The following is a 22,898-nucleotide window of genomic DNA, read 5'->3' as shown; positions in this document are numbered from 1 at the left end:
CCATTTTAATTTACAATCCGCTGTTCTTCCCCTTTTCGGAACGCAATTTTGGTGCCAGACTGGGGACATGAGCCAGATGAGACGTGCTTTCAACAGGGCGGAAGACCCGGATAACCTGTCAACTCAGGTTGTCACAATGATGTTCTTCCGATTCTCAGGGATCGCGAACAAGCTCTGGGCGTTTGCCCAGATGGGCGCGGCGCGCAGGCCCCTGGCGGCCTGTCCGGAGCTGCGTTTCTTCAAGCTGATGGGAGCCGGCACGGGCGAGGGGTTCACCCCCAAGCCCGACACCGGGGCGGTCGCGCTACTGCTGGTCTGGGACGATCTGGCCACCGCGCGCCGGGCGCTGGCCAGCCTGCCGGTGCTGGCGCGCTATCGTGCGCGCGCCGATGAGCAGATGGTGCTGCACCTTGAAACCCAAAGCGTGTGGGGGGCGTGGTCGGGGCAGGCTCCGTTCCGCCCTGCGACCGGGCCGGAGCGGTGCGCTGGCCCCGTGGTGGCGCTGACCCGCGCGACGGTGCGCCCGACGCGGCTGGCGCAATTCTGGAGGCGGGTGCCCGACATCTCGGCCGCCATTGGCAGCGATCCCAACGTTCTGTTCAAGATCGGCGTGGGGGAAGTGCCCTGGCTGCACCAGATGACCTTCTCGATCTGGCCGGACCTTGGCGCGATGGCGCAATTCGCCCGCGCCAACGGCCCCCACGCCCGCGCCATCCGCGCGGTGCGCGATGGCGACTGGTTCGCCGAGGAACTTTACGCGCGCTTCGCGCTGGTCGAGGCCTCAGGCTGTTGGAATGGCCGCGCGCTGGACCTGTCGGGTCCGGCGATCGCGGCGGAATAAGGAACTTCCCATGACGTCACAGGCATTTCCCTTCTCGGCCATCGTGGGCCAGGAAGAGATGAAACAGGCGCTGACCCTGACCGCGATCGATCCGACGATCGGCGGCGTGCTGGTCTTTGGCGACCGTGGCACCGGAAAGTCCACGGCGGTCCGCTCGCTCGCCGCGCTGCTGCCCCAGATCGCGGCGGTGCGGGGCTGCCCCTACAACTGCCGGTTCGATGCGCCGAACCCCGCCTGCCCCCATTGCCAGCAACACCCCCCGGAACGGGAAGAGACGCGCGCGACCCCGGTGATCGACCTGCCCCTCGGTGCGACGGAGGATCGAGTCGTCGGCGCGCTGGACCTTGAACGCGCGCTGACCCGGGGCGAAAAGGCCTTCGAGCCGGGGCTGCTGGCGCGTGCGCACCGGGGGTTCCTCTACATAGACGAGGTGAACCTGCTGGAGGATCACCTGGTCGACCTGCTGCTGGACGTGGCCGCCAGCGGCGAAAACGTGGTCGAGCGTGAGGGGCTGTCTGTGCGCCACCCGGCGAAGTTCGTGATCGTCGGCTCCGGAAACCCCGAGGAGGGCGAGCTGCGCCCCCAACTTCTGGACCGTTTCGGCCTGTCGGTGGAGGTCGCCTCGCCCGACAATATCAAGGAGCGGATCGAGGTGATCCGCCGCCGCGACGCCTATGAGCGGGACACGGCCGCCTTCATGAAGAAGTGGCGCGCCGCCGACACCCGCCACCGCAAGAAGATCATCGCCGCGCGCGCGCTGATCGACACGGTCGAGACGCCGGACGCGGTGCTCGAAAAGACCGCCGAGCTGTGCATCGCGCTGGGCGCGGACGGGTTGCGGGGCGAGTTGACGCTGATGCGCGCCGCCCGTGCGCGCGCCGCCTTCGCCGGTCACGGGGAGGTGACGCTCGAGGATCTGCGCGCCGTCGCCGCGCTGGCCCTGCGCCACCGTTTGCGCCGCGATCCGCTGGATGAGGCGGGCTCGACCACGCGGGTTGCGCGGGTCGTCGAGCAGGTGCTGCCCGAGTGACTGCCCCGGCCCCGATCCCGCCCAGGAACTGGCCCCGGATTCCGGCAGAGGATTGGGCGGCGGCGCTGCTGGCGGTGGATCCCGGCCTTGGGGGCATCTGCCTGACCTCACGCGCCGGCCCACTCCGGGAAAACTGGCTGGCGGCGGCCCTTGCCTTGGGCACGCGCGGCCACGCCCGCGTGCCCGTCGGCGCGGGCGAGGATCGCCTGTTCGGCGGGCTCGACTTGGCGGCGACGCTTGCCTCCGGGCGCCCGGTCATCGCCTCCGGCCTGGTGGAGGAGGTGGGCACCGGCACGCTGGTCGTGCCGATGGCCGAGCGTCTGGCCCCCGGCATCGCGGCCCGGCTCGGGCAGGCGTGGGACAAGGGCGCGGGCTTTGCCGTGATCGCGCTGAACGAAGCGACGGAGGATGAACCCGCGCCCCCCCGCGCCCTGCTGGACCGGCTGGCGTTTTATGTCACCCCTGAGGCGCGCGCCCAAAGGGACAGCGCCGCGCCGCTGTCCGCCTTCACGGCGGAGGATATCGCCGGGGCCATGGCGCGGCTGCCGGACGTCTCGGTACCCGACGCGCTGGGCGAAGCGCTGGTGGCGGCGGCGGCGCGCCTTGGCATCGGCTCCGCCCGCGCGGCGCTGCTGGCGCTGGCCGCCACCCGGGCCGTCGCGGCGCTGCGCGGCCACGAAAGTGCCGCGCAGGAGGATGCGGAGCTGGCCACGGCCCTTGTCCTCGCCCCGCGCGCCACCCGGTTGCCGGACCAGGAGGAAGATCCGGTCGACCCTGAACGATCGCCCCCGCCAGACGACACGCCCCCGCCCGAGGATGCCGCCGAGCCCCCCACGCGGGAGGACACCACCCCCCCCGAGGACCTGTTGCTTGCCGCCGCCCGCGCCGCGATCCCGCCCGACATGCTGGCGCAACTCGCCGCGCGCGGCGCGCTTGCGCGGCGCTCGGGCGCCAACGCCGCTGGTGCGGGCGAGGACCAGAAGGGCAGCGCGCGCGGCCGCCCCGCCGGCACACGGCGCGGCGATCCGCGCAGTGGCGCGCGGCTGGACCTTGTGGCGACCCTGCGCACCGCCGCCCCCTGGCAACCGCTGCGCCGCAAGATGGCGGGGGTGGAGGACCGAGTTCTGGTCACGCCAGAGGATTTCCGCGTGCGCCAGTACAAGCAGAAGCGGGAAAAGGTGGTGATCTTCGTCGTAGACGCCTCCGGCTCCGCCGCGATGACCCGGCTGGCGGAAACCAAGGGCGCGATCGAGCTGATGCTGGCCGAGGCTTACGTGCGGCGCGAACAGGTGGCGCTGATCGCCTTTCGCGGCACCGGGGCGGAGCTGCTTCTGCCGCCGACCCGCAGCCTCGTTCAGGCCAAGCGCCGCCTGTCCGGCCTGCCGGGGGGGGGCGGCACGCCGCTGTCCGCGGGACTGGGCGCGGCGCTGCAACTGGCCGACCAGGTCCGCCGCCGGGGGCAGACGCCGCACCTGGCGGTGATGACCGACGGGCGCGCCAATGTCAGCCGCGATGGCGCCCCGGGCCGCGCCGCCGCGCAGGAGGAGGCGGTGGCGACCGCCCGCGCCATCCGCTTTGCCGGGATCGCCGCCCTGCTGATCGACACCGCGCCGCGCCCGCAACAGGCCGCGAAGGACATGGCCTCGGCGCTGGGCGCGCTCTACCTGCCGATGCCGCGCGTCGATGCGCAGGCCCTGTCGAGCACGCTGCGCGCGGCGCTCAACCCGACGCAAGGCGCGGCCTGAGCATGGCCTGGCCGCCGGATTGGCCAAACGCCGAGATGTCGCGCATGGTGGAAACCCGCAGCTACCGCTGGCACGTGCAGCAGGCCGGGCAGGGCCCGGACGTCTTGCTGCTGCATGGCGCGGGTGCCGCGACGCACAGCTGGCGCGGGATGCTGCCGCGCCTGGCCGGGCGCGCGCGTGTCTGCGCGATGGACCTGCCGGGGCACGGGTTCACGCAGACACGGGTTCGCGGACGCGTCGGATTGCGCCCCATGGCCGAGGATGTGACGCAGCTTCTGAGCACGCTCGGAATGACGCCCGCGCTGGTGATCGGCCATTCCGCCGGTTGCGCGCTGGCGCTGGAAATGGCCCGCGCGCAGGGGTTGCAGTCCCGCCTGCTGGGCCTCAACCCCGCGCTGGCCCCGTTCGAGGGGATCGCGGGCTGGCTGTTCCCTTCGCTCGCGCGGGTGCTGGCGCTGAACCCGCTGACGGCCCCGTTCGTTGCGCGCACCACCAGCGCGGCGGCGGTGGCGCGACTGATCGACAGCACCGGCAGCCGGATAGATGCCGAGGGGATGCGCTGCTACCTGACGCTGATGCGCCGCGCCTCGCATATCGAGGGGACGCTGCGGATGATGTCGGCGTGGAACCTCGGCCCGCTGCTGGAGGCGTTGCCGGACATCGCCATGCCCTGCCGCATGATGACAGGGGCGCGGGATTCGACGGTGCCCCCCGCGACGACACGTCGGGCGATCGAAAGCCTTCCGGCCGCAACACTGGAAAGCGTCGCCGGCCTCGGCCACCTGATGCATGAGGAAGACCCGGCCCGCTTCAGCGAGATCGCCCTGACGATGCTGGGCGGCGCGGGGGACTGAGCCGCGCGCTCAGCCGGACCGGGCGAACAGGGGCAGGCCTTCCGGCCCCGGTGTGCGCGCGATGCCGAGCCCCTCAAGCGTGCGTGGGATCGCCTTTTTCAGCTTGAAGAACCCCGCCGTGGCCAGTGGCCAGAAAGCGGCGTCCCAGTCCCGCTGCACCTCGGTCAGGGGCAAGCCGTGGCGCGTCAGCACCGGTGTGGCGCTGTCCATCCAGTCGCGTACCCAGCCGACGGGCAGGAAGGGCGTCACGATCTGGCGCGCGCCGCCAAGCCGCCCGGCCGCGTCGCGAAGCGCGCTGGCGTCGGCGTCGCGCACCGCCTGCGAAGCCCCGTCGGGCCCGCGCAGGTCGGACAATTGTAGCGTGGCGATACCCACCACATCGTCCTTCGGCAGGTGCAGGGCGCTGCAATCCTCCTCGGTGATGAGCAGAAGCGTCGGCCGCCCAGGCTGCGGCGCGCGCGGCTGGCGCAGCGGCGTGCGTTCGGGGTTCGCCTCGCCTTTCAGCGGGGCGGGGTTCCGGGCCAGTCCGGGGGTCTCGGCAAAACGCCCGCCGCTGTGGCGCGCGATGTTATCGGCCCGCGCGACGTAATGCTTGCCCGGCGTGTGAAGCCCCGCGACCCACCGCCAGCCGAGCGTGTTGGACGCCGGATCCCCGTCGAGCAGGTGGCGCAGGAAAAACGCCGCCCCAAGCCGCCACGGCAGCCCGAGCGAGAAGATCCAGATCGAGGCGAACCACATCCGCGCGTGGTTGTGCAGATAGCCGGTGTCGCGCAGCTCCTCCACCCAGGCGTCAAGGCAGGCGAAGCCGCTTTGCCCGCTCAGGGCCTGCGCATGGCGGGCGCGCAGGGCGTCGTCGGTTTCAAGGCGCGCCCGGTCCTGCTCCAGCCCCGCGCGATAGGCGGCCCAGACGCTGGGGCGGTGTTCCAGCCAGCCCTTGAAATAGCTTCGCCAGATCACCTCCTGCACGAATTTCTCGCTGGCGGCGGGGCCATGGGCGGCAAGGGCCATGGCGACCAGCTCTTCCTCAAGGACCAGGCGGCGGCGGACGTGGGGCGAAAGCGCGCTGACGTTGTCCCGCTGGCCGGGGCCGAGGTCCGTATTGCGGGTGCCGGCATAGGCGCGGCCCATGCGCGGCTGGAAGGCGGTGGCGCGGGCAAGCGCGGCGGATCTTGTAAGGTTTGTCATGGCACCGACAGCTAGGGCGGCGCCGCGTCGCATCCAACGCGAATTGAACCGGCGGGCGATGGGCCTAGATCGCTTCCCATGGGAAACACGCCGCCATCCGACCCGCAAGCCGCCGCCGAGGTGTTCTACGACGGCGGTTGCCCGCTGTGCCGCCGGGAAATCGCCGCCTACCAGCGCCTTCCGGGCCTTGAGGGCACCGTCTGGACCGACGTGGACACCACCGCCACCCTGCCCGAGGCGCTGGACCGGGACGCCGCGCTGGCCCGCTTTCACATCCGCCGCCACGACGGGCGGATCACCAGCGGCGCGCGCGCCTTCCTGGCCGTCTGGCGCGGGGTCCCGCGCCTGCGCTGGCTGGCGGTCGCGCTGGACCGGCGGCCCTTCGTCGATGTAGCTGAGCTTGCCTATCGCGGGTTCCTGAAACTGCGCCCGCTCTGGCGGTAGGGTCCGGCGTCAGGGTCTGGAGGCCGCTGAAGCCGAAATCTCCGTATATGTCCACGGTTTGGTAAGGCTTTCGCCCTAAACCTGCCAGCGTTGCGACCGTCGGAGGAGAATCCCCGCGTGATGTGCCGTCTGGCCACGTTCCTGCTGATCCTGTCCCTGTTCCTGCCGCCCGCGCCCCTGCGTGCGGTCGGGACAGCGGATACGGGCGAGCAGGTGGCAAGCCTCTGCGATGCTGCCGGTCAGGCCGCTTCCCGCGCGACGGGGGTGCCTGAGCCGGTCCTGCGCGCCATCGCGCTGACCGAAACCGGGCGCAATCGCGGCGGGCGGCTCAGGCCCTGGCCCTGGACCGTTAACATGGAAGGCAAGGGCCGCTGGTTCGACGCGCGGGATGAGGCGATGGCCTGGGTCATGGGCCACCATGCCCGTGGCGCGCGCAGCTATGACATCGGCTGTTTCCAGATCAACTATCGTTGGCACGGCAACGCCTTCGCCAGCATCGAGGAGATGTTCGATCCCGGCAAGAACGCCCTTTACGCGGCGCAGTTCCTCGCCCGGCTCTACGCCGAAACGGGCAGCTGGTCCAAGGCGGCCGCAGCCTATCATTCGCGCACCCCGAAATATGCCGACAAGTACCGCGCCCGGTTCGACCGGATCCTGGCCCGGCTGACCAACCAGCCGCTGCCGCCCCCGCCAAGCGGGGCGCCCTCCACCACATCGGCGACGGCGCTTCTGCCGGAACCCGACGCCCCCGCCGGGGCAGTTCCGCCGCCGTCGGTGCAGGTGGCCGGGCCGCTCACCATCTCCACCCCGTCGGGGGGGCGGCGCGGCAGCCTGATGCCGGTCGAGGCGATTCCCGGCGGACGCTCCCTTTTGTCCGGCGCGGGCCGGCCGCTTTACTGAAGGAACGCGCATGGAACGCGCCAAAATGCTGATGCAACCCACGGTGCTGCTGGCGACGGCGCTGATGGCGGTGATCGTCATGATGGTCCTGCCGATGCCCGCCATCGTGCTGGACATGGGGCTGGCCACGTCCTTCGGGCTGGCCATCCTGATCTTCACGATCACGCTTTTCATCGAGCGCCCGCTGGATTTTTCTGCCTTTCCGACGATCCTGCTCGCCTCGCTCATGCTGCGGCTGTCGCTGAACATCTCCTCGACCAAGCTGATCATCGGCGAGGGGCACCAGGGCACCGCCGCGGCGGGGGGCGTGATCGAAGGCTTCGCCATGTTCATCATGGGCGGCTCGCTGTTCCTGGGGCTGGTGGTGTTCTGCGTGCTGCTGATCGTGAACTTCATCGTCATCACCCGCGGCGCAGGCCGCATGGCGGAAGTGGGCGCGCGTTTCGCGCTGGACGCGATGCCCGGCAAGCAGATGGCCATCGACAGCGACGTCGCCTCCGGCGCGATCACCCATAAGGAGGCGCGCGAACGCCGCAAGACCGAGCAGGAGGAGACGACCTTCTTCGGCTCGCTCGACGGGGCGTCGAAATTCGTCAAGGGCGACGCTATCGCCGGGCTGCTGATTACCGTGCTGAACCTGATCATGGGGCTGATCATGGGCGTCTTCGTGCACGGTATGGACGCGGGGCGCGCCTTTGAAACCTATGCCATCCTGACCGTGGGCGACGGGCTGGTGAACCAGATTCCCGCCGTGATCATCTCCATCGCGACGGCGTTGCTTCTGTCCAAGGGCGGCGCGCTCGGTTCTGCTGACCGGGCACTGATGACCCAGCTGGGCGGCTATCCGACGGCGCTTTACACCGTCTCCGCCCTGATGGGCCTGTTCGCCCTGATCCCCGGCCTGCCGCTGGGCCCGTTCCTGGCCGGCGCCGCGATCCTGGGCGGGGCAGGCTTCGCCGCGCAACGCATACAGGAAGCCGCGAAACGCGCCGCCAGCAAGGCCAGCCCGGCCGAGGCGCCCGCGCCTTCCAAGCGGATCGGCGACATGCTGGACCTTGACGAAATCCACCTGGAATTCTCCGCCGACCTGGTGTCGACGGTGATGGAGCAGGCCACCGGGCTGGACGCGCGGATCGTCAACATGCGCCACCACGTGGCCCAGGAATTCGGCTTCGTCCTGCCGGAGATCCGCCTGACTGACGACCCCTCATTGCCCAATGGCACCTACGCCATCCGCATCCAGGGAGTGGAGGCGGTGCGCGGCACCATCCAGAAGGACAAGGTGCTGCTGCTTACCTCTGACGGGGCGGACAACGCGCCCGAGGGGATCGACGTGAAGGAACCCGTCTACGGTGCGCCGGCGCGCTGGATCGCCCCCGCCGACCAGGAGGATGCGTCCCTCGCGGGCTATGCCGTCGTCTCCCCGACCGAAGTGATCGCGACCCACCTGCTGGAGGTGCTGAAGCAAAGCTTCGGGCGCCTGTTCACCCGCCGCACCCTGCGCCGGCTGCTGGACGAGTTCCAGAATCCCTCGGACCCGGACCGCGCCGCCGCGAACCGCCGCATCCTGGAAGAATACGTCCCCGACAAGGTGCCGCTGGACCAGTTGCAGTCCGTCCTGCGCCTGCTGCTGGCCGAGCAAGTCTCGGTCCGCAACCTGCCCCTGATCCTGGAAGCAATCGGGGAGGCGAACGGCGGCCCCACCCCGCCAGAGGTGATCTGCGAACACGTGCGCCAGCGCCTCGGCTACCAGATCACCTCCGGCCTGCTGGAGTCGGACGGCGCGCTGCCGCTGATCCAGCTTGCCCCGGTGTGGGAGGATCTGTTCAAATCCCACCAGATCGACGGGCCCGACGGCGCGCAGGACGTGGCGCTGCCCCCGTCCGAGTTCAACCGCCTGGCCGAAGCGGTCGCCACCCGCATCGCGGAAGCCGGGCGCGCCGGGCGCTACCCGGCGATCGTCACCAGCCAGCGGCGGCGGCGGTTCCTGCAAACCGTGCTCAGCGCCAAGGGCATCCGCAACCCGGTCCTGTCCTTCGATGAAATCGGGACGGACCGCAAACCGGCGATGCTGGGCGTGGTCTGAACGATGTTCGACCTGATCGCCGCGATCCTCGGCGCGACGCAGCCCCTGCTTCTGTCGGCGATCTTGGTCTTCGTGCGCGTGGGCGCGATGATGTCCCTGCTGCCCGGCTTTGGCGAAACGGCGCTGAACATGCGGCTGAAGCTTGCCGCCGCGCTGGCGGTCACGGTGCTGGTCGTACCCGCGGTCGATCGTGGCGCGCTGCCCGAAGATCCCGTTTTCCTGCGCCTTGCAGGGCTGATCCTGGCGGAAGCGGGGATCGGCCTGCTGCTGGGGCTCGCCACGCGGCTGATGGTGCATGCGCTGCAACTGGCCGGCTCCATCGCGGCGCAGTCCACGGCGCTGGCGCAGATCGCCGGCGCGGGCGTCGCGCCTGACCCCATGCCCGCGATGGGCAACGCGCTGATGATCTCGGGCATTGCGCTGGCAATGGTGCTGGGTCTGCACGTCAAGGTCGTGATCGCCCTGATCGCGAGTTACCAGGCGCTGGGCTTCGGCGTCCTGCTCAGCGGCTCGGACGTCGGGTTCTGGGGGCTGAACCAGGCGGTCGCGGCGTTCCGGCTTGGCTTCACGCTGGCCGCGCCCTTCGTGATCGCCGCGCTGCTCTACAACCTCGCGCTCGGGGCGATCAACCTTGCGATGCCGCAGCTGATGGTCGCCTTCATCGGCGCCCCGGCGATCACCGCCCTGACGCTGTTCCTGTTCTTCTACGCCGCGCCGCTGATGCTGTCCGTCTGGTCCGGGCGGCTCGACGAGGTGCTCGCTGCCCCGCTTGAGTTGCGCCGATGAGCGGGCGCGGTGAGGACAGCGGCGAGAAGACCCACGAGCCGACACCCAAGAAGCTTGAGGACGCGCGCAAGAAAGGCGACGTCCCCCGCTCGGACGAGGTGACGGGGGCCGCCGCCTACCTCGGGCTGCTGATCGGCGTCTCCGTCGGTGGCCAGGCGGCGCTGACCGAGGCGGCGCAGGCCATGGCGGTGTTCCTCGACCGAGCCGACGGGCTGACCGGCGTGATCCTCGGCCCCGGGGGGATGGCGGTTCTTGCCGGTCTGCTCGGGGATGCGGGCCGGGCGATCTCGGGCTTCTTCCTGTTCCCGTTCCTGGGCGCGGCGCTGTCGGTCGCCGTGCAGCAGGCGGTGGTGGTCTCCGGCGACAAGATCCTGCCGAAACTGTCGCGCCTGTCGCCCATCGCCTCGGTCAAGAACAAGTTCGGGCCGACGGGGCTGATGGAATTCCTCAAGCGCTTCATCAAGATGCTGGCGGTCAGCGGCGTCGTCTTCGTCATTCTCTGGCTGGAGCGGGACGTGGTCATCGGCGCGGTCCGGGGCGCGCCCGGCGCGGTGATGGCGCTGCTGCTGTCGCTGGCGCTGGACCTGCTGATCGGGGTCACCGTCCTGTCGGTGGCGATCAGCGCGCTGGACCTGGCCTGGGTGCGCTTCGATCACCGGCGCAAGCTGCGGATGAGCTTCCAGGAACTGAAGGACGAATCCAAGGAGGCAGAGGGCGACCCGATGCTCAAGGCCCGCCGCCGCCGCCGCGCGCATGAGATCGCCACAAACCGGATGCTGGCGGATGTGCCCGATGCGGATGTCGTGCTCGTGAACCCGACCCATATCGCCGTCGCCCTGCGCTGGGCGCGCACGCCCGGCTCGGCCCCGGAATGCGTCGCCAAGGGCAAGGATGAGCTGGCCGCCACGATCCGTGAACGGGCAGAGGCGGCCGGTGTGCCGATCCATCGCGATCCCCCCACCGCCCGCGCCCTGTTCGAGGTGGTCGAGGTCGGGCAGGAAGTCCGGCCCGATCACTACCGCGCGGTCGCTGCCAGTATCCGCTTCGCCGAAGACATGCGCCGCCGCGCCCGCGGGGGACCGGGCACATGAAACAGAAGGACATCGCACGCCTCGCCCGGATCGCGGCGATGAAGCGCGACATTGCGGCCGGACGGATCGGCCAGGCGACCGCGGCGCTGGCCGATATTGCGGCCCGGAAAGCGCAGGTTTCACACCTCGCCAATCCGGCGCCGGGCCTGGGCGATATTGCCCCCGAAGAATTCGCGATGCTCGCGCGGCTCAGCCGTTGGGAGGCGGAAGTTGCCACGAAATTGGACGCGGAAGCCGCCGCTATCCGGGCCAGTCTCCCCGCCCTGCGGCAGTCGCTGGCCCGGGCCCGGGGAACCGTCGATGCAGTGGATGCGGTGGCAGAGCGCCTGGCGCGCGCGTCCCTTCAAGCCGCGATGAGGCAACAGGAGCAGGAGGCGGCGACATCCTCCTCCGCCAGCCCGCCGCCGCGCCGGGACGGGTCGCCGGAGCAGCGCTGAGCGAAGCGTGCTCTGCGCATTCCCCCGGCCAGCCGCGCGCTTCACTTGGTAAGCGGCTTGCTTGCGGCCGGGCCCCGTCCGCTGGGCCGTTACAGGTCCTGGCGGACGATTTCCGTGATCAGGACGTCGCGCAGGGATTCCCCGACGATCGGTCTTGCCTCCTCCGCCAGGCGTTCCCGCAGGTCCTTCATGGTTTGCCGGGCGGTGAAGCTTCCGGCGAACCCGCCGGAATGGGCGTGGATGAACAACACCTGAAGGAACGCGTCCCGCAGCTTGGGTTCTTGCGCGTAGGCGGCCTCGGTCGTTCCGGCGACGACTTCAAGCGCCAGTGTCGCGACGACGAGCGCCGTGACGCGATCCTCGTCCATCACGGGGACGACGAACTGCCGGTTGAAGGTCACGAACTCGCTCACCTTCGCCTCGGATTTCTTCTTGCCGTCCGCTTTCGCGGCCTCCTCCTCCGGGCATTCTACGGGGCCGGCGGGATCGCAGGCGGGCTTGTCCGCCGGTCGCAGCGCGATGCCGGCCCCGACACCGCCCGCGGCGGCCAGAACGATCAGGATGAGTGGTATGAGCTTCTTCATGGCGTCCCTCAGAATGGCAGCAGGATATCAGCGACCTGCTGACCCAGCCGCGGCTGCTGCACGTCATGGATCTGCCCCCGCCCGCCATAGGCGATGCGTGCCCCGGCCATCTTGTCATAGGTGATCTGGTTCTGACGGCTGATATCCTCGGGGCGCACGATCCCGGCGACTTGCAGGTCGCGCAGTTCGAAGTTCACCCGCACCTCCTGGTTGCCCTGCACGACGAGGTGCCCGTTCGGCAGCACATCGACCACCGTTGCCGCGATCCTCAGCGTGATTTCCTCGTTCCGCTGGACGGCCCCGTTCCCCGAGGACGAAGACGAGGAGCTGAGATCCGCCAGGTTCGCCGAGGAGGCGCCGTTGGGCAGGATCTTGTCGACGATCTGCGGAATCCCGGCAAGCGCGGGCACGCCGACGCTTTCGGAGCCGGAGCGGGCGCGGGAGCTGGAGTTCTGGATGCTCGCCCTGTCATCGATCTCGATCATCACGGTCAGAATATCCCCCCGGCGCGAGGCGCGCCTGTCCCCGAACAGGGACGACGGACCGGATCGCCAAAGCGACGCGCGCTCTTCCTCTTGCGGGTGGCGCTCGGGCGGGGGAATCGCCAAGGCCGCGCGGGCCGGGGACAGGCCGCTGGTCGCTGGGTTGATCGGGCCGCCGACCGGGGAAAACGCCGGTTCCTTGCCGACCTGGTCCAGCCGGGCGCAGCCGGCGAGGACGATCGCGCACAGGATCAACATCAGGTAACGTGTCATCGGTTCACCTCCACCACGCCGGGGGCGCTGATCCGCCCGACGACGATCAGGCGCGAGGCAAGGTTCATCACCCGCACCTTTTCCCCCTCAGCCGCGCGATCGAGCGCGCGGCCGTCCGTCTCGATCAGCAGCGCACCGGCGGTGAACTTCAGCGTGACGATATCGTTGCGATCCACCAGCGCCGCCGGGGTCAGGTCACCCGCGCGCACCGGCCGCCCGGCATAGAGCGGGACTGCCGCTTCTTGGCCGACGGCGTCCTCGATCCGGCTGAGCGCGCCGGGCACCGTATCCGCGCTGAGCGCCAGGTCTCCGGCGCTGATCACGCTGCGCACCGGCACGGTACGCGCCGCGATCAGCGACTGGGCGAAGGCGGGCCATGCGACGGCCCCAAGCCCGAGGGCGAGCAGGACAGCACGCATCATCGGATCTGCGTCGTTGCGCCGAGCATCTGGTCGGCTGCGGTGATGACCTTGGCGTTCAACTCATACCCCCGTTGCGCCGCGATCAGCTCGCTGATCTCGCGCACCGGATCCACCGAGGAGGCTTCCAGGTAGCCCTGCCGCACGGTGCCGCGCCCGTCCTGCCCCGGCGCGCCGAGATTGGGCTGCCCAGAGGCCGGCGTTTCAAGGTAAAGATTGCCGCCAAGCGCCTCCAGCCCCTTCTGGTTCACGAAGGTGGCCAGCGTTAGCGTGCCCAGCAGTTGCGGTTCCACCTGGTCGTCGAAACTGGCGTAGATTTCGCCGTCCGGGTTGATGCTGAGCAGGCGGGTTTCCTCCGGGACGGTGATGCCGCCGGCAACTTCGAAACCGTCCGAGGTGACGATCAGCCCGTCGCCGTTGCGGTTCAACGCACCGTCGCGGGTAAAGGCGGGCTGACCGTTGGGCATGGTGATTTCCAGGTAGCCCGCACCTTCGATTGCGATGTCCAGCTCCGCACCGGTCTGCCGGCTGGCCCCCTGTTCGATGTTCATCGAAACGGCGGCGGTGCGCACGCCAAGGCCAAGCTGGACGCCGGTGGGCAGCGTGGTGCCGTCGGCGGCGTTGATGCTGCCCGCGGCGCTGACCTGCTGGTAATGCAGGTCGGTGAAATCCGCGCGGCGCGCGTTGTAGGCCGTGGTGCTCATGTTGGCGAGGTTGTTGGAAATCACCTCCACCCTGGTCTGTTGCGCATCCATGCCGGTTGCGGCGATGTCCAGTGCTCTCATGTCTCAAGTCCTCTTGATTGGTCAGGTGCGCGCGGTGACGGTGCTCAGCACCTGGCGGATGCGTTCGTCTTCCCGGTCCAGCAGGCGCTGGCCGGCCTCATAGGCGCGCTGTACTTCGATCATGCGCGAAATCTCGGCCACGGCGTTGACGTTCGAGCCCTCGAGGAAGCCCTGGAGCACGCGCGCCTCCTCCACCGGGCGCAGCGGAGCGTCGGTCTGGAAGCTGACGCCGTCCACGCGGGTCAGCTGCCAGGGCGCGTCCACGGTGAACAGGCCGATCCGGGCCTGGGGCTGCCCGTCCACGGTCATGGTGCCGTCCGGGGCGATCGCGATGGACTCAGCATCGGGGGGCACGAAAACAGGCCCGCCGCCGCCGTCCAGCAGGCGATGGCCGAGCGGCGTGACCAGTTCCCCGCCCGCGTTGGGCGTGAAGCTGCCCGCGCGCGTCAGGCGGATGCCGCCGGGCGTTTCGAGGGTGAAGAAGCCGTCCCCCTCGATCGCCAGGTCGAAGGTGCCGCCTGTCGCGCGCATCACGCCCTGCGCGGTAGAGGTCGTGCGCACATGGGTGTCCGTCAGCGCGGCCGAGCCGCCCTCCACCCGCAGGGCAGAGACCATTTCCGCGAAGATCAGCCCCTCGCGGCGGAAACCGGCGGTGGAAAGGTTGGCGATGTTGTTCGCCACCGCCTGCATTTCCCGCTCAAGCCCTTGCTGGCGGGACAGGGTGACATATCCGGCAACGTCCATTTCAGCGCCTCCTCATCTTGCGGCGATACGCGGCAGGACCGCGTCGGTGTAGAAGGTGACGAGCATCTGCCCGGAAAACGCCATCGACACCCAGAAGGCGAGCAGTATCGCGGCCAGTTTCGGCACGAAGCTGAGCGTCATTTCCTGGATCGAGGTCAGCGCCTGCAGCAGCCCGATCACCAGGCCGACGGCCAGCGCCACGATCAGCACGGGCGCGGACACCACGAAGCTGACCCAGAGCGCGCGGCGCAGGATGTCCATGACCTCGGCCTCACCCATGGATCACACCGGCATCCTCAGGATTTCCTGGTACGCCTCGACGACGCGGTCGCGCACGGTCACGGCGGTCTGGATCGCCATCTCGGTCGCGGCCAGGGCCTGGACCACCGCCTGCGGGTCGGCGCGGCCAAGAAGCCCGGCTTCAACCGTCTGTTCGGCGGCGCGCAGGGAATCGACGAAATCCCCGGCAAGGCTGGCGAATTCGGCGCCCTGCGTCTTTTCCCCGGCGTCCGGGGCCGGGCGGGTGGCGGGTTGCGCATCGGCATAGAGCCGCGAGACGATTTCATTCGTGGGGGTCATATGGCGTCCTTTCGGGCGTTATCGGCGCAGCAGGTCGAGCAGGCGCGCGGTCATCTGCCGGGCCTGGTCGAACATGCGCAAATTGGCTTCGTAGCTGCGTTGCGCTTCGCGCGCGTCCGCAATCTCGGTCATCAGGGACACGTTGGAGCCCTGGTACATACCGTCGTCATTCGCCAGCGGGTGGGCGGGGTCGTGGATCTGCGTCAGCTCCACCGGGGAAAGGCGGACGCGCCCGGCGCGGACCCCTTCGACGCTGCCGTTCATCACGGCCTCGAAAGGGACCAGCTTGCGCTGGTAGCCCGGCGTATCCGCGTTGGCGATATTTTCCGTCACCACGCGCAGGCGGCTGGCCTGGGCGTTCATGCCGCTGGCCGAGGCGGACATGGTGTTCATCAGATCACTCATCTTCGCCCCCTATCGCCCACGCCCGAGGGCGGTGCGCATGATGTCCATTGTCTTGGAATAGACGCCGAGGGCCAGCTCGTGGCTGGCTTTCACCTCGGCCCCGCGCAGCATCTGATCCTCAAGCGAGACGGTGTTGCCGTTGGGCGAATCGGCGCCGACGGTGGTCACATCCTCCAGCCCGAACCGGCTGGTCGCGGTGTTGCCGGTGAAATGGCCCGCGCGTGTGGCGCGCATCTCCGGGGCCGGGGTGTCGAAATAGGCTTCGGAAAACGGGCGCAGGTCGCGGGCGGCATACCCGGGGGTATCCGCATTGGCGACGTTCTGGGCCAGCACTGACTGCCGCGCGGCGGCGTGTTCGGACAGGCCGCGCGCCAGCGTCAGAATTTCGAGATTCATGTTCATGTCGGGTTTCTCCCTCCGTGTCTCAAGACCTCCTTAAGAGGCGATGGTTGATAAAGCGTTCAGAACACATCGGATTCAGGACACATTGCGATGACAGCTTTCGAAGACCTCGGACAAACCCTGCGCCGCATACCTTTGGCGCATCGCTTTGGGCGCGTGGAAACGGTCGGAACCGTTTTCGTGGATGTGATCGGGCTGGGGGACCAGGTGCGGCTTGGCGATCAGGTCGCACTGGATCGCCGCGACGGCGGGCCGATTCGCGGCGAGATCATCGCCCTTGGTCCGCGTCATGCGCGGATCATGACATACGTGGATTGTGCCGGACTGGGCACGCGGCAGCCCGCAAGGCTGGAGCCGGATCAACCGATCCTGCCCTGCGCCGGCTGGCAGGGGCGCATTGTCGACGCTTTCGGCGCCCCGCTGGACGGGGGCCAGCTGCCCCCGGGTGAGCGGGACATGCCGATTCGCGCCTTCGCCCCGCCGGCGGCGCATCGGCGCAGCATCGGGCGGCGCATGCATACCGGGGTGGCCGCGCTCGATACGATGCTGCCGCTGGCGCGCGGCCAGCGGATTGGGATCTTCGCCGGTTCGGGGGTCGGGAAATCGACCCTGCTTGCGGATATCGCGCGCGGCGCAAGGGCGGATCGCGTGGTCCTGGCGCTGATCGGTGAGCGGGGGCGCGAGTTGCGGCACTTCACCCACGAGGTTCTGGGGGATGAGGGGCTCTCGCGCTCCGTCGTCGTGGCCGCGACGGCGGATCAGTCTGCGCTGGTCAAGCGACGCGCCGCCTGGACGGCGATGGCGGTCGCGGAATATTTCCGGGACCAGGGCGAACATGTGCTGCTGCTCGTCGACAGCCTGACCCGGATGGCTGAAGCCCATCGCGAGGTGGCCCTGACCGCGGGTGAGGCGGCGTCGCTGCGCGCCTTCCCGCCGTCCACGTCCGGGCTGATTTCCGGTCTGGCGGAACGCGCAGGTCCGGGGTTGGAGGGGCAGGGCGATATTACTGCGGTGTTCAGCGTGCTGGTTGCAGGCTCGGACATGGATGAGCCGGTGTCTGACATCGCGCGCGGGGTGCTTGACGGCCATGTCGTGCTGGATCGTGAGATTGCCGAGCGGGGACGCTTTCCCGCCATCGATGTGCGGCGGTCCGTCTCACGCTCGCTTCCGGGGGTGGCGAGCGAAGAGGAGAATGCCCTGATCCTGAGGGCGCGGCGCGTCCTAGGCACCTACGAGTCGGCGGCGCCGATGATCCAGGCAGGGCTTTACACACGCGGAACGGATGCGGCGATCGACCAGGCGGTGGAAGTCTGGCCAAGGCTGGACGCCTTCTTTGCTCGGACAGGGGTGCCGGACGAGGCCACGGCTTTCGCCGCGCTCTCCGCCTGTTTCGACCCCGCCGCGAACTGAGATCCTACGCGCGGCGCCTCAGCGCGCCGCGGCCGAGAGGATCAGGTTCGCCATGCCCGCCGATCCCATCCCGCCGGATTGGAGCAGGCTGAGAGCGGCAAAGCCGGGTGTTCCCGCGCTCGGGCCCTGCGCCGCCTGTTGCGTGACGAGGAACCGGTTGATCAGCCGGTCCACGGCCTCCGTGTCCTTGAAAACGGCGACGGAGCGGCTGCCGAAAAGTTGCTGCGTCTTATCCTGAAGGGTCGCGCGCTGCGTGTCGAGGTCGATCCCCGCAAAGGCTTTCGGCAGGTTGTACACCCCCTCGAAAACCCGGCGCAGCGGCGTGCTGCCGAGGATGCGGAACCAGGATGAGGTTTCCGCACTGCCGCTTTCCGCAAGGGCGGTGATCTCGCGACGCAAGGTCAGGGCCAGGCGCATGTCGGTACTGGCATTGCCGACCGCGGCCTCGAACTGGCGATCGCGATAGGCTGAAGATATCCGGGACGGGAACCCCAGATCGCCGGTCCGTGACCCAAGAAGGTCACCGAAACCGAAGGCGCGGGCAAGATCGGCATAGCGTGGGTCAACGAACCGGTTCGCCAATGCCTTGGGATCTTCGCTGCCCTCCGCGAGGATACGTTCAAGGAACGCGCGCTTGGGGAGCTCTTCCTTCAGGCCAAAGGCCCCGAGGGCGACCTTCAGCAGTGTGCGGTCTGCGACGAGGTCCGCCGCCGAGCCGATTTTCGCTATATTCTCGGCGAAATAGGTCAGGTCGCGCTCCATCACCGGGCTGCGATCAAAGGCGGCGCGCTGCGCGTCCTCTGTCGCCTCCAGGAAACGCCAGCCCGCCACGCCGGGAAGGGGAACAACCGGCTGGAACATTATTCTGCCGCTACCGGCAAGCTGGCCTTTTGGGTGCGTTTCATAAGCATTTCCTCCCGTGGGAGCAGGCCGCGAAGCGCCTTGAGCGCCGGGTAGTAACGATGTGCGGCGATTGCCTGTAATGCGCTGTCAAGGGTTGCGCCGCTGTCGGCGTCGCAGAAGACGAAGCGCAGTTGTTCGATCCCGCGGGTGAGCTGCCGGGCTGCTTCTTGCGGGTCCGCCTCCCCCGCCAGGACCATCTGGGCGATGTAGCAGACGCGGGTGACCGGTGTCGTCGCGTCGTCGGGGTGGATTGCGTCGCGCAGGCGCAGGACCTTCGCATCCCGCGTGATCACGTTCAGCTTGCTGCGGCGATCGCCGTTTTCAAGGACGACGCCGTTGATCATGATCCGCTCCCGCGGGCCGAGCTTCAGGACAAGGCCGGTCATCTCACACCTCCTCCTGCCCGGCGCGCAGGCCGCGCATGATGGCTGTGTTGATCTCGACCAGCGCGGCCGGTGTCGCGGTGCCCTTGAGCACCTGCGCCGTGTGATGGCGGGTGAATTCCGCCAGGTAGAAAAGCTGCGCGCGCAGGGCATCGGGCAGGGCGTTGGCGTCAGAGGCGACGTCGGAGGCCAGGATGATCCAGAGCGTCTGATTTTTGTGCAAGGCTTCCGCCAGGTCGGCGAAGCGTTCAGGCGAAGGGTCGGTATGTTCGGAAAGGCGGCGGGTCACGGTGGCGAAGGCGCGGTATTCCGTGCTGCGCGGATTCGGCGCGATGGCGGTGGCGCGGGCGTAGGCATTCTGGGCGAGGGCGGCGGCATTCATCGGGGCGTCTCCTCAGACGGGCGAACCAGGGCCGGGGCGCGAAGGACCCGGGCGCGAGAGGTCGGCGGAAAGGGGCGGCGCGATGGCCGCCCCCCCGTTCAACGTTAGCGGAACAGCGACAGGATGTTCTGCGGTGCCTGGTTCGCGATCGACAGCGACTGGATGCCGAGCTGCTGCTGTACCTGCAGGGCCTGCAGGCGCGCCGACGCCTCTTCCATGTTCGCGTCGACGAGTGCGCCGATCCCCGATTTCAGACTGTCGCTCAGCCGGCCGATGAAGTCCGACTGGATGTCGATCCGTCCCTCGACCGAGCCGAAGGCGGCGGCGGCGTCAACCGCGGTCTGGATCAGGGACTCGATGTCGTCAAGCGCCTGGTTCGCACCTTCATCCGTGGTCACGTCCAGCGTGCCGAGGGCCAGCAGGCCACCGTCCTGGGTGCCGTCCAGCGCTTCAGCGATACCGATGGTCACGGTGTCTCCAGCCCCCGCGCCGCCGGCCGTGGCGATGGTCAGGGTCCCGGCACTGGTGTCGGCGGTGACGGAAACCTCCGTCGAGCCGCTGTCGGTGAGGAAGGTGTTGATCTGGCTTTCCAGCGCCGTCACCACATCGGCAGCGGTATCGGTGTTGTTGGCAACGTACTCGAAGGTTTCAAGCGTGGTGCCGATGTCCGCTGTGCCCGCGCCCTGCAGCGTGACCCGGTAGCTGGCGCCATCGGCCACACCGGCATCAGTGATCGTGATGACCCCGGAGTCGCCGGAGTTGCCTGCGATCGCCCCGCCAACGTTGGCGTCACCGGTGATCAGGTCGCCCGCGGAGGCCACGGCCGTTCCGCCGAAGGCGCCTGCGGCAGTGCCCAGATCCTGCCGCGAGACGGAGATCTGCGAGGCGGTGACCGTACCCGAGGTATCGCGGTCAAGCGACGACAGGACATCGTAGCTGCTGGTGCCCTGGAGAAGGTTCACGCCGTTGAACTGCGCGGCATTGGTGATCGCGTTGATCTGATCGCGCAGCGCGCTGATATCAGTCTGGATCTTGGTGCGGTCGTCGTCGTTCGCTTCCTGCGAGGCGACGATCTTTTCCTTCATCTCCGTTAGAAGGTTGGTGATCGACTCCGCCCCGTTGCGGGCAACGGCCACGGTCGACCCGCCCAGCGACAGCGCTTCGGAGATCGCGCTGAAACCCGACACGTCGGACTGCATGGTCTGCGAGATCGCCCAGATGGCAGAGTTGTCGCGGGCAGAGGCTATGGATTTCCCGGTCGAGATTTCCGACTGGGTGGTCGACATGCTCTTGTTGATATTGTTCAGGGTCTGCAGCGCGACCATGGCGCTGTTGTTGGTCAGAATGCTAGACATTGTGTCCTCTTTCGATCTGGGCGGTTTCCGCCGGCTTTGCAAGACAGCCACATGGTGTGGCCAGACAGACGCCTTCTGACATCTGCGGCCGGTGCTTCCACCGCCCGCGCCAACCCCTCGGTTGCTTGAAGAGGATCTCATCCCAGACCTCATAACGCCGAGTTAATCGCGCCCCCTGTGCCGCACAGATACTGTTGCGAGTTTTAGATGAATTGAGCGAATCTGACCGGCCCTTGCGGGCGCGCCTCCGCTCAGGCGCGCCGGTCGCTGGTGGACTTGCGCGCCATGATTGTGCGGGTCTGACCGCCGCCGGTATAAGTCTGCATCCTGGATTGCATGCCGAGGGTTTCATCGCGCAGACGCATGGCGGTCGTCAGTCCGCGGCGGCTGGCCTCGGCCAGGGTCTGATTATGTGCGGCGGCCGCGTGAATCTTCTGCAAAGTGCGGTCCGGCGCCGGGTCGTCGAAGGCAGACGCCGCGCCGAGGGCCGTCATCGCGTCCGTGATTCGGGTCGCCAGCGGGCCCAGCGCGGCCAGGTTTCCAGCGACCAGCGCGGCGCGTTCCTCCTCCAGAAGCGACAGCAGCCGCCGGGCGAGCTGGCGCTGCCTGATCTGCCCGATCATGCGGCTGCTTCCGTCGATGATGCCAGCAGCGACTGGAAGATCTGTTCAGCCAGTCCCAGTCCCCCGGCTCGCGTCAGGTGGTCCGCATAGGCGTCTGCCAGGAAGCCTGCGAAGGCATCCTCCCCCGCGCCGCCGTTCACACCCTCTGGCGGGGTGCCGACGCCGCTGTGGCGAAGCATTTCGGCCAGAAAGCTTTGTTCGAGCGCGGTTGCCGCCGAGCGCAGTTCCTGGGGACGGCCCGGGTCGCGACCCGTTTCCGGGGACGGTCCGGTCGGTGCCACGGCTGTCGTCAGTGGGAAATAGTCCATGTGATCGCGCCTCCTTGGCGGTATTTAGGCGGCTCGCGGTAAAGATTTGGTAATCGGAATCGGAAAGAGTGCGGTTCATGGATCAGATACCGCCAGTTTCAGGCCCCTCTAGGCCGAGCTTTCGCTCCGACGCCCCCTCAGGGGGGGCTGACGGGGTTTCACGCCGCCCCGACGGGCCGACGCCCGATCAGGCGCGCTCCGCCTCGAACAAGGGGGGCAGGGGCGAATCGCCGCCTTTCGAGGCCGTTATGGCCGCTGCGCCACCGGTTGGTGCCCGTAAGGCCGTTCCCGCCGGACATGGCGGCGGCCTTGGTCGGGGCATGGGCGAAGCCGCGTTGCAAGAGGCGGTGGTTGCCCTGCCCGGAACCGGCGACGGGGAGGTTACCGCTGACATTGCGCCGATAAGTACAGGTGAAGATGGCAAGCCGTCAGGCAGTCCCGTCCGCTCGGGGCAGGGTGATTCGAGGCTGCCGCACGGCCTGACCGCGATCGTGGACACCATCGGCGAACGTGCCTCTTCCGGCCAGGAACCCGCGTCCCAGAAGGGGGAGCGTGGGAATTCGCCCACGCCGCCCTCTTCCGAGGTGGCGCGAATCGCGGTTGGAGAAACACCTGCAGCCTTGAACGGCCGGGTTCCTTTTCTTGACGCGCCTGAGGGCGTGATGCGGTCGCCGGACCTGCCGGTCCCGCCCGAAACTGCCGTTGCCGCGGCACGGTCGGGGGATGCCCGGCCGTCAGTCATATCTACAGCGGCGCCCATGCTGCGGGCTGCAATTTCGCAGATCAGCTCGGCTGCAGCGCCCGTGCCTGACGCTGAACCCGGGTCAGCCACAACTCGGGATGGATTGCGGATAGCGGCCCCTGAGCTGGCCCCTCCTGCGGCGAAACCTGCCGCCGCCGCCCCTTATGTCCCGATGCCCGCATCGCGCCTCGACAGCGTTCCCGCACCTGAGATCGGCAAGGACAGGCTTCCTGGCGTGCTCGAAACCGGCAACCTGCTCGCGCCAAGGGCCGTACCGGCCACGCCCGCGGCGCTGCAAGCCGTGACACCATTGCCGCCCGGCAGTCCGCCGCCCGATGTGCTGGTCGCTCAGGTGACCAGTCAGATCTCCTCGCAAGGCCGGGGGGAGTGGATCGTCCGCCTGGATCCGCCGGAGCTCGGGATGGTTCGGATCGGTTTGTCCCTGGGGGAGAATGGGCAGCTCAACGTTTTGCTGAGCGCGGACCGGCCTGACGTTGAAGCGCTTTTGCGCCGTCACACCGATCAACTTAATGCCGCGCTCACCGGGGCGGGCTATGCGGGTGTTTCCCTCTCATTCGGTGACGGGGGCGATCAAAAGGCCTCCGACGCGTCCGGTCAGATGGAAACACTCGGGCCCCATACACCAGGCAAAACCGAGGCCGAGGTCACGCACGTCAGGCTGAATGGCCCCGGCGGGCTCGACCTTCGCCTCTGAAAATA

The 22,898-nt window shown here is 68.6% G+C and carries 28 protein-coding genes; 12 read left to right on the top strand and 16 right to left on the bottom strand.

What is annotated here, in order from left to right; translation table 11 throughout:
• Positions 1 to 136 precede the first annotated feature (136 nt).
• Genes crtA through bchO form a run of 4 tightly spaced genes read left to right on the top strand, consistent with a single transcriptional unit; the run spans position 137 to position 4,470 of the window.
• On the top strand, positions 137 to 841 hold the full coding sequence (crtA, locus tag DJ029_RS02580) for a spheroidene monooxygenase (protein WP_232822938.1): 705 nt from the start codon (positions 137 to 139) through the stop codon (positions 839 to 841).
• Between the two features lie 10 nt (positions 842 to 851).
• The gene (bchI, locus tag DJ029_RS02575) at positions 852 to 1,871 is read left to right on the top strand and encodes a magnesium chelatase ATPase subunit I (RefSeq protein WP_112320754.1); all 1,020 of its coding nucleotides are present in this window, start codon (positions 852 to 854) and stop codon (positions 1,869 to 1,871) included.
• Positions 1,868 to 3,616, top strand: a complete 1,749-nt coding sequence (locus tag DJ029_RS02570; protein WP_232822937.1) for a magnesium chelatase subunit D — start codon at positions 1,868 to 1,870, stop codon at positions 3,614 to 3,616. Before bchI ends, DJ029_RS02570 begins: the two co-directional genes overlap by 4 nt.
• Positions 3,617 to 3,618: 2 nt before the next feature.
• Positions 3,619 to 4,470 carry an alpha/beta fold hydrolase BchO gene (gene bchO / locus DJ029_RS02565; RefSeq protein WP_112320753.1) on the top strand — a complete coding sequence of 284 codons (852 nt, stop codon included), beginning with the start codon at positions 3,619 to 3,621 and terminating at the stop codon, positions 4,468 to 4,470.
• 9 nt (positions 4,471 to 4,479) lie between these two features.
• Here bchO and DJ029_RS02560 read toward each other — a convergent pair whose 3' ends face one another.
• Positions 4,480 to 5,655: an FAD-binding domain-containing protein gene (locus DJ029_RS02560; RefSeq protein ID WP_112320752.1), complete on the bottom strand. Its 1,176-nt coding sequence runs from the start codon at positions 5,653 to 5,655 to the stop codon at positions 4,480 to 4,482.
• Between the two features lie 78 nt (positions 5,656 to 5,733).
• Between DJ029_RS02560 and DJ029_RS02555 the strand changes: the two genes are divergently transcribed.
• The 6 genes from DJ029_RS02555 to DJ029_RS02530 all read left to right on the top strand — a co-directional run bounded on the left by DJ029_RS02555 (position 5,734) and on the right by DJ029_RS02530 (position 11,399).
• Positions 5,734 to 6,099: a thiol-disulfide oxidoreductase DCC family protein gene (locus DJ029_RS02555; RefSeq protein WP_112320751.1), complete on the top strand. Its 366-nt coding sequence runs from the start codon at positions 5,734 to 5,736 to the stop codon at positions 6,097 to 6,099.
• 120 nt (positions 6,100 to 6,219) lie between these two features.
• The gene (locus DJ029_RS02550) at positions 6,220 to 6,999 is read left to right on the top strand and encodes a transglycosylase SLT domain-containing protein (RefSeq protein WP_112320750.1); all 780 of its coding nucleotides are present in this window, start codon (positions 6,220 to 6,222) and stop codon (positions 6,997 to 6,999) included.
• Between the two features lie 10 nt (positions 7,000 to 7,009).
• Positions 7,010 to 9,085 carry a flagellar biosynthesis protein FlhA gene (gene flhA, locus DJ029_RS02545; RefSeq protein ID WP_112320749.1) on the top strand — a complete coding sequence of 692 codons (2,076 nt, stop codon included), beginning with the start codon at positions 7,010 to 7,012 and terminating at the stop codon, positions 9,083 to 9,085.
• Between the two features lie 3 nt (positions 9,086 to 9,088).
• Positions 9,089 to 9,871, top strand: a complete 783-nt coding sequence (locus DJ029_RS02540; RefSeq protein WP_112320748.1) for a flagellar biosynthetic protein FliR — start codon at positions 9,089 to 9,091, stop codon at positions 9,869 to 9,871.
• Positions 9,868 to 10,962 (top strand): EscU/YscU/HrcU family type III secretion system export apparatus switch protein, encoded by a 1,095-nt coding sequence (locus DJ029_RS02535; RefSeq protein WP_112320747.1) that lies wholly within the window; start codon positions 9,868 to 9,870, stop codon positions 10,960 to 10,962. The genes DJ029_RS02540 and DJ029_RS02535 overlap by 4 nt, the downstream gene beginning before the upstream one ends.
• On the top strand, positions 10,959 to 11,399 hold the full coding sequence (locus tag DJ029_RS02530) for a hypothetical protein (RefSeq protein WP_112320746.1): 441 nt from the start codon (positions 10,959 to 10,961) through the stop codon (positions 11,397 to 11,399). The genes DJ029_RS02535 and DJ029_RS02530 overlap by 4 nt, the downstream gene beginning before the upstream one ends.
• An 89-nt stretch (positions 11,400 to 11,488) precedes the next feature.
• Here the strand turns inward: DJ029_RS02530 and DJ029_RS02525 are convergent, their stop codons facing one another.
• From DJ029_RS02525 to DJ029_RS02485, 9 genes are read right to left on the bottom strand one after another with little or no spacing between them, the layout of a single operon-like run.
• Positions 11,489 to 11,983 carry a flagellar basal body-associated FliL family protein gene (locus DJ029_RS02525; protein ID WP_112320745.1) on the bottom strand — a complete coding sequence of 165 codons (495 nt, stop codon included), beginning with the start codon at positions 11,981 to 11,983 and terminating at the stop codon, positions 11,489 to 11,491.
• Positions 11,984 to 11,991: 8 nt separating this feature from the next.
• The gene (flgH, locus tag DJ029_RS02520) at positions 11,992 to 12,738 is read right to left on the bottom strand and encodes a flagellar basal body L-ring protein FlgH (protein WP_112320744.1); all 747 of its coding nucleotides are present in this window, start codon (positions 12,736 to 12,738) and stop codon (positions 11,992 to 11,994) included.
• The gene (gene flgA, locus DJ029_RS02515; RefSeq protein ID WP_308860677.1) at positions 12,735 to 13,160 is read right to left on the bottom strand and encodes a flagellar basal body P-ring formation chaperone FlgA; all 426 of its coding nucleotides are present in this window, start codon (positions 13,158 to 13,160) and stop codon (positions 12,735 to 12,737) included. The genes flgH and flgA overlap by 4 nt, the downstream gene beginning before the upstream one ends.
• Positions 13,157 to 13,942: a flagellar basal-body rod protein FlgG gene (gene flgG, locus DJ029_RS02510; RefSeq protein WP_112320743.1), complete on the bottom strand. Its 786-nt coding sequence runs from the start codon at positions 13,940 to 13,942 to the stop codon at positions 13,157 to 13,159. Before flgG ends, flgA begins: the two co-directional genes overlap by 4 nt.
• Before the next feature lie 21 nt (positions 13,943 to 13,963).
• Complete coding sequence (locus DJ029_RS02505) at positions 13,964 to 14,686, bottom strand: flagellar hook-basal body complex protein (RefSeq protein ID WP_112320742.1); 723 nt, start codon at positions 14,684 to 14,686, stop codon at positions 13,964 to 13,966.
• Between the two features lie 12 nt (positions 14,687 to 14,698).
• A complete protein-coding gene (locus DJ029_RS02500; protein ID WP_112320741.1) occupies positions 14,699 to 14,965 on the bottom strand; it encodes a flagellar biosynthetic protein FliQ in 267 nt (88 codons plus the stop codon).
• A 3-nt stretch (positions 14,966 to 14,968) separates the two neighbouring features.
• Positions 14,969 to 15,265, bottom strand: coding sequence for a flagellar hook-basal body complex protein FliE (fliE, locus tag DJ029_RS02495; protein WP_112320740.1), 297 nt, complete (start codon positions 15,263 to 15,265; stop codon positions 14,969 to 14,971).
• An 18-nt stretch (positions 15,266 to 15,283) separates the two neighbouring features.
• Positions 15,284 to 15,670: a flagellar basal body rod protein FlgC gene (flgC, locus tag DJ029_RS02490; protein ID WP_112320739.1), complete on the bottom strand. Its 387-nt coding sequence runs from the start codon at positions 15,668 to 15,670 to the stop codon at positions 15,284 to 15,286.
• Between the two features lie 9 nt (positions 15,671 to 15,679).
• Positions 15,680 to 16,072, bottom strand: a complete 393-nt coding sequence (locus tag DJ029_RS02485; protein ID WP_112320738.1) for a FlgB family protein — start codon at positions 16,070 to 16,072, stop codon at positions 15,680 to 15,682.
• Between the two features lie 90 nt (positions 16,073 to 16,162).
• Between DJ029_RS02485 and DJ029_RS02480 the strand changes: the two genes are divergently transcribed.
• Positions 16,163 to 17,482 (top strand): FliI/YscN family ATPase, encoded by a 1,320-nt coding sequence (locus tag DJ029_RS02480; protein ID WP_112320737.1) that lies wholly within the window; start codon positions 16,163 to 16,165, stop codon positions 17,480 to 17,482.
• Positions 17,483 to 17,500: 18 nt separating this feature from the next.
• Here the strand turns inward: DJ029_RS02480 and DJ029_RS02475 are convergent, their stop codons facing one another.
• The 6 genes from DJ029_RS02475 to DJ029_RS02450 all read right to left on the bottom strand — a co-directional run bounded on the left by DJ029_RS02475 (position 17,501) and on the right by DJ029_RS02450 (position 21,436).
• Positions 17,501 to 18,343, bottom strand: a complete 843-nt coding sequence (locus tag DJ029_RS02475) for a DUF1217 domain-containing protein (protein ID WP_112320736.1) — start codon at positions 18,341 to 18,343, stop codon at positions 17,501 to 17,503.
• Positions 18,343 to 18,771, bottom strand: a complete 429-nt coding sequence (gene flbT / locus DJ029_RS02470) for a flagellar biosynthesis repressor FlbT (RefSeq protein ID WP_112320735.1) — start codon at positions 18,769 to 18,771, stop codon at positions 18,343 to 18,345. The genes DJ029_RS02475 and flbT overlap by 1 nt, the downstream gene beginning before the upstream one ends.
• A 1-nt stretch (position 18,772) precedes the next feature.
• Positions 18,773 to 19,150, bottom strand: coding sequence for a flagellar biosynthesis regulator FlaF (flaF, locus tag DJ029_RS02465; RefSeq protein WP_112320734.1), 378 nt, complete (start codon positions 19,148 to 19,150; stop codon positions 18,773 to 18,775).
• 104 nt (positions 19,151 to 19,254) lie between these two features.
• The gene (locus DJ029_RS02460) at positions 19,255 to 20,505 is read right to left on the bottom strand and encodes a flagellin (RefSeq protein WP_112320733.1); all 1,251 of its coding nucleotides are present in this window, start codon (positions 20,503 to 20,505) and stop codon (positions 19,255 to 19,257) included.
• Positions 20,506 to 20,756: 251 nt separating this feature from the next.
• Complete coding sequence (locus DJ029_RS02455; RefSeq protein WP_112320732.1) at positions 20,757 to 21,128, bottom strand: hypothetical protein; 372 nt, start codon at positions 21,126 to 21,128, stop codon at positions 20,757 to 20,759.
• Entirely contained in the window at positions 21,125 to 21,436 is a 312-nt protein-coding gene (locus DJ029_RS02450) for a rod-binding protein (RefSeq protein WP_112320731.1), read from the bottom strand. Before DJ029_RS02450 ends, DJ029_RS02455 begins: the two co-directional genes overlap by 4 nt.
• A 320-nt stretch (positions 21,437 to 21,756) precedes the next feature.
• Here DJ029_RS02450 and DJ029_RS02445 point away from each other — a divergent pair, with 320 nt between their 5' ends.
• On the top strand, positions 21,757 to 22,893 hold the full coding sequence (locus DJ029_RS02445; RefSeq protein WP_157966237.1) for a flagellar hook-length control protein FliK: 1,137 nt from the start codon (positions 21,757 to 21,759) through the stop codon (positions 22,891 to 22,893).
• The last annotated feature ends 5 nt before the right edge of the window (positions 22,894 to 22,898 follow it).

This window comes from Oceanibium sediminis (assembly GCF_003265325.1).
Classification (GTDB): Bacteria; Pseudomonadota; Alphaproteobacteria; order Rhodobacterales; family Rhodobacteraceae; genus Halovulum; species Halovulum sediminis.
Note: the sequence above shows the minus strand (reverse complement) of the source record. Positions and strands in the feature narration are given on the sequence as shown.

What these genes read in the sequence shown, in the direction of transcription:
- DJ029_RS02555 (WP_112320751.1), top strand. Translation starts at nt 5,734, where the DNA reads ATGGGAAACACGCCGCCATCCGACCCGCAAGCCGCCGCCGAGGTGTTC.
- flaF (WP_112320734.1), bottom strand. Translation starts at nt 19,150, where the DNA reads ATGAATGCCGCCGCCCTCGCCCAGAATGCCTACGCCCGCGCCACCGCC.
- DJ029_RS02455 (WP_112320732.1), bottom strand. Translation starts at nt 21,128, where the DNA reads ATGATCGGGCAGATCAGGCAGCGCCAGCTCGCCCGGCGGCTGCTGTCG.
- fliE (WP_112320740.1), bottom strand. Translation starts at nt 15,265, where the DNA reads ATGACCCCCACGAATGAAATCGTCTCGCGGCTCTATGCCGATGCGCAA.
- DJ029_RS02445 (WP_157966237.1), top strand. Translation starts at nt 21,757, where the DNA reads ATGGGCGAAGCCGCGTTGCAAGAGGCGGTGGTTGCCCTGCCCGGAACC.
- DJ029_RS02550 (WP_112320750.1), top strand. Translation starts at nt 6,220, where the DNA reads ATGTGCCGTCTGGCCACGTTCCTGCTGATCCTGTCCCTGTTCCTGCCG.
- crtA (WP_232822938.1), top strand. Translation starts at nt 137, where the DNA reads ATGATGTTCTTCCGATTCTCAGGGATCGCGAACAAGCTCTGGGCGTTT.
- DJ029_RS02485 (WP_112320738.1), bottom strand. Translation starts at nt 16,072, where the DNA reads ATGAACATGAATCTCGAAATTCTGACGCTGGCGCGCGGCCTGTCCGAA.
- DJ029_RS02505 (WP_112320742.1), bottom strand. Translation starts at nt 14,686, where the DNA reads ATGGACGTTGCCGGATATGTCACCCTGTCCCGCCAGCAAGGGCTTGAG.
- DJ029_RS02500 (WP_112320741.1), bottom strand. Translation starts at nt 14,965, where the DNA reads ATGGGTGAGGCCGAGGTCATGGACATCCTGCGCCGCGCGCTCTGGGTC.
- flhA (WP_112320749.1), top strand. Translation starts at nt 7,010, where the DNA reads ATGGAACGCGCCAAAATGCTGATGCAACCCACGGTGCTGCTGGCGACG.
- flgA (WP_308860677.1), bottom strand. Translation starts at nt 13,160, where the DNA reads ATGATGCGTGCTGTCCTGCTCGCCCTCGGGCTTGGGGCCGTCGCATGG.
- DJ029_RS02480 (WP_112320737.1), top strand. Translation starts at nt 16,163, where the DNA reads ATGACAGCTTTCGAAGACCTCGGACAAACCCTGCGCCGCATACCTTTG.
- flbT (WP_112320735.1), bottom strand. Translation starts at nt 18,771, where the DNA reads ATGACCGGCCTTGTCCTGAAGCTCGGCCCGCGGGAGCGGATCATGATC.
- bchI (WP_112320754.1), top strand. Translation starts at nt 852, where the DNA reads ATGACGTCACAGGCATTTCCCTTCTCGGCCATCGTGGGCCAGGAAGAG.
- flgC (WP_112320739.1), bottom strand. Translation starts at nt 15,670, where the DNA reads ATGAGTGATCTGATGAACACCATGTCCGCCTCGGCCAGCGGCATGAAC.
- DJ029_RS02540 (WP_112320748.1), top strand. Translation starts at nt 9,089, where the DNA reads ATGTTCGACCTGATCGCCGCGATCCTCGGCGCGACGCAGCCCCTGCTT.
- DJ029_RS02530 (WP_112320746.1), top strand. Translation starts at nt 10,959, where the DNA reads ATGAAACAGAAGGACATCGCACGCCTCGCCCGGATCGCGGCGATGAAG.
- DJ029_RS02475 (WP_112320736.1), bottom strand. Translation starts at nt 18,343, where the DNA reads ATGTTCCAGCCGGTTGTTCCCCTTCCCGGCGTGGCGGGCTGGCGTTTC.
- DJ029_RS02460 (WP_112320733.1), bottom strand. Translation starts at nt 20,505, where the DNA reads ATGTCTAGCATTCTGACCAACAACAGCGCCATGGTCGCGCTGCAGACC.
- DJ029_RS02560 (WP_112320752.1), bottom strand. Translation starts at nt 5,655, where the DNA reads ATGACAAACCTTACAAGATCCGCCGCGCTTGCCCGCGCCACCGCCTTC.
- DJ029_RS02450 (WP_112320731.1), bottom strand. Translation starts at nt 21,436, where the DNA reads ATGGACTATTTCCCACTGACGACAGCCGTGGCACCGACCGGACCGTCC.
- DJ029_RS02535 (WP_112320747.1), top strand. Translation starts at nt 9,868, where the DNA reads ATGAGCGGGCGCGGTGAGGACAGCGGCGAGAAGACCCACGAGCCGACA.
- flgH (WP_112320744.1), bottom strand. Translation starts at nt 12,738, where the DNA reads ATGACACGTTACCTGATGTTGATCCTGTGCGCGATCGTCCTCGCCGGC.
- DJ029_RS02525 (WP_112320745.1), bottom strand. Translation starts at nt 11,983, where the DNA reads ATGAAGAAGCTCATACCACTCATCCTGATCGTTCTGGCCGCCGCGGGC.
- flgG (WP_112320743.1), bottom strand. Translation starts at nt 13,942, where the DNA reads ATGAGAGCACTGGACATCGCCGCAACCGGCATGGATGCGCAACAGACC.
- bchO (WP_112320753.1), top strand. Translation starts at nt 3,619, where the DNA reads ATGGCCTGGCCGCCGGATTGGCCAAACGCCGAGATGTCGCGCATGGTG.